This window comes from Pseudomonas sp. 50_B (assembly GCF_017491625.1).
Classification (GTDB): domain Bacteria; phylum Pseudomonadota; class Gammaproteobacteria; order Pseudomonadales; family Pseudomonadaceae; genus Aquipseudomonas; species Aquipseudomonas danubii.
The window spans coordinates 1-247 of the sequence record NZ_JAFGYX010000200.1 but is presented as its reverse complement, the minus strand read 5'-3'; the positions used below and the strand labels follow the sequence as shown (position 1 = coordinate 247).

1 protein-coding gene is annotated in these 247 nt (G+C 64.4%); it reads right to left on the bottom strand.

Annotation, left to right across the window (positions count from 1 at the left end; genetic code table 11):
* Nucleotides 1-247: amino acid permease (locus J5M73_RS31610; RefSeq protein ID WP_207817025.1), on the bottom strand; the 247-nt coding region annotated here is incomplete at both ends.

Here is a 247-nt window from a genome sequence, read left to right as displayed (position 1 = left end):
GGCACTACTTTGGCCACCGTGGTCACCAGGTTGATGAAGGCCGCTTCCTTGATCCCGCGCAGCACCAGGAAGTGCACGGCCCAGAGCAGCACCGAGGCGCCGATCACCGCGGCCGGGGTGTTGCCCTGGCCGAACACCGGAAAGAAATAGCCCAGGGTGCTGAACAGCAGGACGAAGTAGCCGACGTTGCCCAGCCAGGCACTGATCCAGTAGCCCCAGGCGGACGAGAAGCCCATGTAGTCGCCGA